Origin of the sequence: Nocardia sp. NPDC058518 (genome assembly GCF_042719655.1) — a bacterium.
Taxonomy (GTDB): domain Bacteria; phylum Actinomycetota; class Actinomycetes; order Mycobacteriales; family Mycobacteriaceae; genus Nocardia.
The window spans coordinates 1-8,752 of sequence record NZ_JBHXNJ010000007.1 but is presented as its reverse complement, the minus strand read 5'-3'; the positions used below and the strand labels follow the sequence as shown (position 1 = coordinate 8,752).

General features: G+C 64.5%; 5 protein-coding genes. 4 read left to right on the top strand and 1 reads right to left on the bottom strand.

All coding sequences use genetic code 11. The features are described 5' to 3' along the window. Window positions 1–132 precede the first annotated feature (132 nt). The gene (locus ACFWPX_RS14590; RefSeq protein WP_378927827.1) at window positions 133–1,755 is read right to left on the bottom strand and encodes an MFS transporter; all 1,623 of its coding nucleotides are present in this window, start codon (window positions 1,753–1,755) and stop codon (window positions 133–135) included. A gap of 418 nt (window positions 1,756–2,173) precedes the next feature. On the opposite strand from ACFWPX_RS14590, the gene rplJ reads away from it, so the two are divergent. From rplJ to ACFWPX_RS14570, 4 genes are all read left to right on the top strand, one after another. Continuing rightward, the gene (gene rplJ / locus ACFWPX_RS14585; RefSeq protein WP_062988862.1) at window positions 2,174–2,737 is read left to right on the top strand and encodes a 50S ribosomal protein L10; all 564 of its coding nucleotides are present in this window, start codon (window positions 2,174–2,176) and stop codon (window positions 2,735–2,737) included. Between the two features lie 62 nt (window positions 2,738–2,799). Next, window positions 2,800–3,183, top strand: coding sequence for a 50S ribosomal protein L7/L12 (gene rplL / locus ACFWPX_RS14580; protein WP_378913237.1), 384 nt, complete (start codon window positions 2,800–2,802; stop codon window positions 3,181–3,183). A 231-nt stretch (window positions 3,184–3,414) separates the two neighbouring features. Then, window positions 3,415–4,494, top strand: a complete 1,080-nt coding sequence (locus ACFWPX_RS14575; RefSeq protein ID WP_378913238.1) for an ABC transporter ATP-binding protein — start codon at window positions 3,415–3,417, stop codon at window positions 4,492–4,494. A gap of 644 nt (window positions 4,495–5,138) precedes the next feature. Then, window positions 5,139–8,639, top strand: coding sequence for a DNA-directed RNA polymerase subunit beta (locus ACFWPX_RS14570; protein ID WP_378913239.1), 3,501 nt, complete (start codon window positions 5,139–5,141; stop codon window positions 8,637–8,639). Window positions 8,640–8,752: the final 113 nt, after the last annotated feature.

Sequence of the window (8,752 nt, the reverse complement as noted above, 5' to 3'; positions counted from 1 at the left end):
TTTTGGGGGGGGCGGTGTTTTTTTGTATCCTGCCCGGGGCGTGTGGGGACGGCCGGCCCCGCTCGTCGCCCCCGGGGGGGGGGGCCCCCTGGGGGGCCCCCCCCCCCGCGGCGTTTGTTGCGGACCGTGCGGTCAGCTCTTGTCGATCGGTGGTTCGGGTGCCTTGTCCCGCCAGCCGAGCAGCACCGATTCACCGCTCTGCGGCTTCCACGGCAGGAAGACGGCCACGATCACCGCGCACACCAGCACCGCACCGGCGGCGACCAGCGAGGCCGCGTGCGCGCCCTGCAGCGTCGCGGACTTCATGGCCACGATCAGATTCTCGCGTTGCGTCTCGAGGAACGGCGTGAGCTCGCGTTTACGCAGTTCCAGCACGCTGAGTGGACTGGCTTTGACCAGGCTCTTCTCGTTGTCGTTCATGATGCCCGCCGGGATCGCGTCGATTCGCGCGCCGATCCGGCTGGTGTAGTACGAGGCCACGATCGAGCCGAGCACCGCGACACCGAGGGTGCCGCCGATCTCGCGAGTCGTGTCGTTGACTGCCGAGCCCGCGCCGGCCTCGTTCAGTGGCAGCGAGGACATGATCGATTCGGTGGCCGGTCCCTGCACGATGCCAAGACCCAGCGCCATCAACACCATCGCGGGCAGCACGCCGATCACGTAGCTGCTGTCGACGGTGACCTGTCCACCCAGGTAGAGACCGGCGCCGATGAGGAGCAGGCCGATCACCAGTACCGCGGTGGTGCCGACCCGTTGCGCCAGCAGCGTCGCGACCGGTGCGCCGATCGCGACCGAGAAGGCGAACGGCAGTGAGGCGATGCCGAATTCGAGTGGGGTGTATTCGCGCACGCCCTGGAAATACTGGGTGATCAGGAACAGGAAACCGAACATCGCGAAGTAGCCGATGGCGATAGCCAAGGCGGGCAACGAGAATCGGCGATTCCGGAACAGCCGCATATCGAGAATCGGTGCGGTAGTGCGCAATTCCCAAGTGACGAAGGCCGCGAGCAGGACCGTGCCGAGCGCGGCGGTGCACAGCGTGGTGAGCGAGAGCCAGCCATTGTGCGGCGCTTCGATGATCGACCACACCAGCAGCGTGATCCCCGCGATCGAGAGCCCGATGCCGACCAGATCGAGCTTGCCGATCTGCTCGGCGCGCGATTCGGGCACCCAGATCAGCGTCGCGACCAGCGCGACCAGCGCCACCGGCACGTTGATCCAGAACACCGAATGCCAGCTGAAATGCTCGAGCAGCCAGCCGCCCGAGATGGGGCCGATGGCGATCGCGAACCCGGCCATCGCGGTCCATGCGGCGATGGCGAGTGCGCGTTCGCGCCGGTCGGTGAAGATGTTGATGATCAGGGCCAGGGTGGCGGGGAAGACCGCGGCGGCGAAGACGCCCATCGCGGCCCTGGCGACGATGACCTGTGTCATCGATTCGGCCAGTGCCCCGCCGACCGACATCGCCGCGATGCCGACCAGGCCGATGGTCATGATCCGGCGGCGACCGTAGCGGTCACCGAGATTGCCCGCGGCCAGCAGCAGGCCGGCGAAGGTGAGGGTGTAGGCGTCGACGACCCACTGCAGGCCGGAGACTCCGGTCCGTAGCTGGACGCCGATCGAGGGGAGGGCGACGTTGACGATGGTGTTGTCGAGCACCACCAGCAATTCGGCCAGACAGATGACGGCGAGCGCGAGAAACCGCTGCGAACGCCGGTCCAGCAGCACTGGTGGAGCGACTATGGAAGTTGCCATAGTCATGAAGTGAACCAGATTACTGTCACCGTTCGTAACACCTTCTTCGTAGGATCACTGCCACATCGCCGTGCTGAAGTGGTATGGGTCACAACGAATTCGGCCGAATCGGACCGGAGGGCCCCGTTTTGGCAGATGGGGGTAGGTACGGGTACAGTGGTCAACGGTCATGCGGGATGTGCATACATCCGGCGGAGACCACACCCATTCGTTCTACCGAAGACCGTTGGTCGTTGACGCCGAAATTTCACGGTGTCGATCGAAGGTCCGGCGACATTGCCGGCGACCCACGCAGGGAGAGCTGAGGCCGAAGTTATTTTTGCGCCCCGGTACGCCTTGCGTCCGGGGCGTTCGTTTTGTCGCCGGCCCCTGATTCGGTAGTGCACCAACGAAACCGACATCAGAGAGGAGGCGAAGTATGGCGAAACCTGAAAAGGTCACCGCTGTCGCGGAGATCGCGGAGCAGTTCAAGAACTCCACGGCCACTGTTGTCACGGAATACCGTGGCCTGTCGGTCGGCAAGCTCACCGAGCTGCGTCGTGCGCTCGGCGCCGACGCCACGTACTCCGTCGCCAAGAACACCCTGGTCAAGATCGCTGCCGGCGAAGCCGGTGTGGCGGGTCTCGACGAGCTGTTCGTCGGCCCGACCGCTATCACCTTCATCCAGGGTGAGCCGGTCGATGCCGCCAAGGCGCTCAAGCAGTTCGCCAAGGACAACAAGTCCCTGGTCATCAAGGGCGGGTACATGGACGGCCGCGCGCTGTCCGTGTCCGAGGTCGAGCGGATCGCTGACCTCGACTCGCGCGAGGTGCTGCTGGCCAAGCTGGCCGGTGCGTTCAAGGCCAAGCCTTCGCAGGCTGCCGCCCTGTTCGCCGCTCCCGCTTCGCAGGTCGCCCGGCTCGCCCAGGCGCTGCTCGAGAAGCGCACGAGTGCCGAAGGCGCTCCTGCTGCCGAAGAAGCACCCGCGGCTGACGCCGAATAAGACATCTATTACCCGCCTCGGGGTGCGTATGCGCTGCGAGGTACACCACGAAAGGAACCACCATGGCAAAGCTGAGCACCGAAGAACTGATTGGCGCCTTCAAGGAGCTGACCCTGCTCGAGCTCGCTGAGTTCGTCAAGATCTTCGAGGAGACCTTCGACGTCACCGCTGCTGCCCCCGTCGCCGTCGCGGCCGTCGGTGGCGCTGCCCCGGCCGAGGCTGCCGAAGAGCAGGACGAGTTCGACGTCATCCTCGAGGGTGCCGGCGACAAGAAGATCCAGGTCATCAAGGTGGTCCGTGAGATCGTCTCGGGCCTGGGCCTGAAGGAAGCCAAGGACCTGGTCGAGGGCGCCCCGAAGCCGATCCTGGAGAAGGTCGCCAAGGATGCCGCCGAGGCCGCCAAGGCGAAGCTCGAAGAGGCCGGCGCCAAGGTTTCCGTCAAGTAATTCGGAACCAGTGCTGTTGTGAACGGGCGGTCCTTTCCGGGCCGCCCGTTTGCTATTTGTCCGGACATGCGAAAGTGATCCGGGTCGTAGGAACCGCGTGAGGTTACTCTTCAGTCATGAAGGGGTGTGCCCCGTCTCACTGATGGGTTACAGTGACCGGACCCACAGAGTCGTAGCGCACCGCCGTGATGTGAGCGCGCGGGAACGCGGGTGGGGTGCTCGCAGGGATCAATGGAGGTAGCAGTGGGCGTCGAGGTCAGGACCGAGGGTGTTACTAAATCCTTCGGTTCACAGCGAATTTGGCAGGACGTGTCGATCACGCTCCCTTCGGGTGAGGTCAGTGCGTTGCTCGGCCCTTCGGGTACGGGTAAGTCGGTGTTCCTGAAGTCGCTCATCGGTCTGCTGCGACCCGAGCGTGGGTCCATCTTCATCGATGGCACCGACATCATGACCTGCTCCAACAAGGAGCTCTACGAGATCCGCAAACTGTTCGGCGTCCTTTTCCAGGACGGCGCGCTGTTCGGCTCGATGAATTTGTACGACAACATCGCGTTCCCGCTTCGTGAGCACACGAAGAAAACGGAATCCGAGATCCGTCGCGTTGTCATGGAGAAGCTCGAGCTCACCGGTCTGCTCGGTGCCGAGGGCAAGCTGCCCGGCGAGATCTCCGGCGGTATGCGCAAGCGCGCCGGTCTGGCCCGTGCGCTGGTACTCGACCCGCAGATCATCCTCGTCGACGAGCCCGACTCGGGCCTCGACCCGGTGCGTACCTCGTACCTGGCGCAGCTGCTGCTCAACATCAACGCGCAGATCGATGCCACGATCCTGATCGTGACGCACAACATCAACCTGGCCCGTACCGTGCCGGACAACATCGGCATGCTCTTCCGCCGCAACCTGGTGATGTTCGGCCCCCGTGAGGTGCTGCTCACCAGCGAGGAGCCGGTGGTCAAGCAGTTCCTCAACGGTCGCATGATCGGCCCGATCGGTATGTCGGAGGAGAAGGACGAGGCGCAGATGGCGCGCGAGCAGGCGCTCGTCGACGCCGGTCACCACCACGGTGGCGCCGAGGAGATCGACGGCATCATCCCGCAGATGAAGGCCGAGCCCGGCATGCCCGCCCGTCAGGCCGTTTTCCGCCGCCAGGCGCGGGTGCGCGAGATCATCCACACCCTGCCGCACGCGGCGCAGGTGGCGATCCGCGAGTCGCTGGATTCCTCCGATGACACTCAGGTGATGGCGGCCTACGGTGGCAACGACCAGCCCACCGAAACGTTCAAGACGGTTCCGCACGGCCAGATCAACGGCTGAGCGACTTTTACGCCTCGGATGAGCCCCGGCCTACGGCCGGGGGCTCATCTGCGTGACGGGGCGGAAAACAGCTGCTGACCGGCCGTCAGCCGGGTGGCGCGCACGGCGTGTCGCGAGTAAAATGACCGCGGCGCCGGGTGGGGGATCCCCAGCGCGCCAGGCGATCTCGCATCGCGAACAGACCTGCGCGCGCCACTTGACGAGGGGCCCGCAAACCGTCACCCTATTCACAGCAGCGTGAGCTGTTGAGGGGCATCAGCGCCAGCGAGAATTCGGCCCAGCGTCAGCTGACAGGGGCCGAGCGCCAGTTGAATAGAGAGCTCAGCGCCAAGTGAGCAGTCGGCTCGGGGGAGTCGGCAGCAGGGCGCAGCGGTGAAGGAACCCGACGCGGCCAGCGTCCAGGGCTTCGGCGCGTTATCCCGTGCGTGCGGTCACACGGATGGTATGTTGACACTCCCTTGTCTAGGGGTGTAAGTTTGGACGTTGCGCTGGCTGCCTCCTGTCCACACCTTGATTCGCACTCGAAAGTTCCACCCTTCCGGTGTTACTTCCGCTGCTGCTTGTTCTGGTTTCGTTCGGGCTGTAACCAGCGGAATTCGTAGCAGACAAGCGACGGTCGCGGACCACCACGCGACGCGCGTGAGGTGCTGGAAGGACGCATCTTGGCAGTCTCCACCCAGACCAAGGCTGGTATCCCCGGAGCCCCGTTGAGGGTTTCGTTCGCGAAGATCCGAGAGCCCTTGGAGGTGCCCGGACTTCTCGACCTACAAACGGACTCGTTCGCCTGGTTGGTCGGTACACCCGACTGGCGCGAGAAGGCAGCCGCTCGCGGCGACGTCGGTCTCGCAGGCGGCCTCGAGGAGGTGCTCGAGGAGCTCTCGCCGATCGAGGACTTCTCCGGGTCCATGTCCCTGTCGTTCTCTGATCCGCGCTTCGAAGAGGTCAAGGCCTCCATCGACGAGTGCAAAGAGAAGGACATGACCTACGCGGCGCCGTTGTTCGTCACCGCGGAGTTCATCAACAACAACACCGGCGAGATCAAGAGCCAGACGGTGTTCATGGGCGATTTCCCCATGATGACCGACAAGGGCACCTTCATCATCAACGGCACCGAGCGTGTCGTCGTCTCGCAGCTGGTCCGTTCCCCGGGCGTCTACTTCGATCACAACATCGACAAGACCACCGAGAAGGACCTGCACAGCGTGCGCGTGATCCCGTCGCGCGGCGCGTGGCTGGAGTTCGACGTCGACAAGCGCGACACCGTCGGCGTGCGTATCGACCGCAAGCGTCGTCAGCCGGTCACCGTGCTGCTCAAGGCGCTTGGCTGGACGACCGAGGAGATCGTCGAGCGTTTCGGCTTCTCCGAGATCATGATGTCCACCCTGGAGAAGGACAGCACGCCCGGCCAGGACGAGGCGCTGCTCGACATCTACCGCAAGCTGCGTCCGGGCGAACCGCCGACCAAGGAGTCCGCGCAGACCCTGCTGGAGAACCTGTTCTTCAAGGAGAAGCGCTACGACCTGGCCCGCGTCGGTCGTTACAAGATCAACAAGAAGCTCGGCATCCACGTGCACGAGCCGGTGACCTCCTCGGTTCTCACCAAGGAAGACATCGTCGACACCATCGAGTACCTGGTGCGTCTGCACGCCGGTGACCGCACGATGACCGCCCCCGGCGGTGAAGAGGTCCCCGTCGAGATCGACGACATCGACCACTTCGGTAACCGTCGTCTGCGTACCGTCGGCGAGCTCATCCAGAACCAGATCCGCGTGGGCCTGTCCCGCATGGAGCGTGTCGTTCGTGAGCGGATGACGACTCAGGACGTCGAGGCGATCACGCCGCAGACCCTGATCAACATCCGTCCGGTTGTCGCGGCGATCAAGGAGTTCTTCGGAACTTCGCAGCTGTCGCAGTTCATGGACCAGAACAACCCGCTGTCGGGTCTGACCCACAAGCGCCGCCTGTCGGCGCTCGGCCCCGGTGGTCTGTCCCGTGAGCGTGCCGGTCTGGAAGTTCGTGACGTCCACCCGTCGCACTACGGCCGCATGTGCCCGATCGAGACCCCGGAAGGCCCGAACATCGGCCTGATCGGTTCGCTGTCGGTGTACGCGCGGGTCAACCCGTTCGGTTTCATCGAGACGCCGTACCAGAAGGTTGTCGACGGCAAGGTCACCGACGAGGTCAAGTACCTGACCGCCGACGAGGAAGACCGCTACGTTCGCGCGCAGGCCAACTCCCCGGTCGACGCCGAGGGTCGCTTCCTCGAGGAGAAGGTCCTCGTCCGCCGTGCGGGCGAAGAGGTCGAGTTCGTGACGCCGGCCCAGGTCGACTACATGGACATCTCGCCGCGCCAGATGGTGTCGGTCGCGACCGCCATGATCCCGTTCCTCGAGCACGACGATGCCAACCGTGCCCTCATGGGTGCGAACATGCAGCGTCAGGCCGTGCCGCTGATCCGTTCCGAGTCCCCGATCGTGGGTACCGGCATGGAGCTGCGCGCAGCCGTCGACGCCGGTGACGTCGTCGTGAACGAGAAGCCCGGTGTGGTCGAAGAGGTCTCGGCCGATTACGTCACCGTGATGGCCGACGACGGCAGCCGCAAGTCCTACCGGATGCGCAAGTTCAACCGCTCCAACCAGGGCACCTGCTCGAACCAGCGTCCGATCGTGGACGAGGGCGATCGGGTGGAGAAGGGGCAGGTCCTCGCGGACGGCCCCTGCACCGAGAACGGTGAGATGGCGCTGGGCAAGAACTTGCTCGTCGCGATCATGCCGTGGGAAGGCCACAACTACGAGGACGCGATCATCCTGTCGCAGCGCCTCGTGGAAGAGGACGTTCTCACCTCGATCCACATCGAAGAGCACGAGATCGATGCCCGCGACACCAAGCTCGGTGCCGAGGAGATCACCCGGGATATCCCGAACGTCTCCGATGAGGTCCTCGCCGACCTCGACGAGCGCGGCATCATCCGCATCGGTGCCGAGGTTCGCGACGGCGACATCCTGGTCGGCAAGGTCACGCCCAAGGGCGAGACCGAGCTCACCCCGGAAGAGCGTCTGCTGCGTGCGATCTTCGGTGAGAAGGCTCGCGAAGTTCGCGACACCTCGCTGAAGGTGCCCCACGGTGAGTCCGGCAAGGTCATCGGCATCCGCGTGTTCTCGCGCGAGGACGACGACGATCTGCCTCCCGGTGTGAACGAGCTGGTCCGCGTCTACGTGGCCCAGAAGCGCAAGATCCAGGACGGCGACAAGCTCGCCGGTCGCCACGGCAACAAGGGCGTCATCGGCAAGATCCTCCCCATCGAGGACATGCCGTTCATGCCCGACGGCACGCCGGTCGACATCATCCTGAACACCCACGGTGTGCCCCGTCGTATGAACATCGGCCAGATCCTGGAAACCCATCTCGGGTGGATCGGTAAGGCCGGCTGGAACATCGACGTGGCCACGGACGGCACTCGGCCCGATTGGGCAGCCACGCTGCCCGAGGAGATGCTGGCCGCGCCCGCCGACTCGAACATCGCCACGCCCGTCTTCGACGGTGCCAAGGATGACGAGCTGACCGGTCTGCTCGCGTCGACGCTGCCCAACCGTGACGGCGAGCGCATGGTCGACGAGAACGGCAAGTCGACCCTGTTCGACGGTCGCTCCGGCGAGCCGTTCCCGTACCCGGTCGCGGTCGGTTACATGTACATCCTGAAGCTGCACCACCTGGTCGACGACAAGATCCACGCCCGTTCGACCGGTCCGTACTCGATGATCACCCAGCAGCCGCTGGGTGGTAAGGCGCAGTTCGGTGGTCAGCGATTCGGTGAGATGGAGTGCTGGGCCATGCAGGCCTACGGCGCGGCGTACACGCTGCAGGAACTCCTGACCATCAAGTCCGACGACGTGGTCGGCCGCGTGAAGGTCTACGAGGCGATCGTCAAGGGCGAGAACATTCCGGAGCCGGGCATTCCGGAGTCGTTCAAGGTGCTCCTCAAGGAACTCCAATCACTGTGCCTCAACGTCGAGGTGCTGTCTTCGGACGGCGCCGCGATCGAGATGGGCGGCGGCGAGGACGAGGATCTGGAGCGCGCGGCCGCGAACCTGGGCATCAACCTGTCCAGGAACGAAGCCGCCACCATCGACGATCTGGCGAACTAGGTGGTAAGCGGTGGGGGGGGGGGGGTGTGGCACCCCCCCCCCCCCCCCCCCCCCCACCAGAGTAAAATATGTTGATAAACTACACCCAAATGGGGATAATAATTATATGGAGA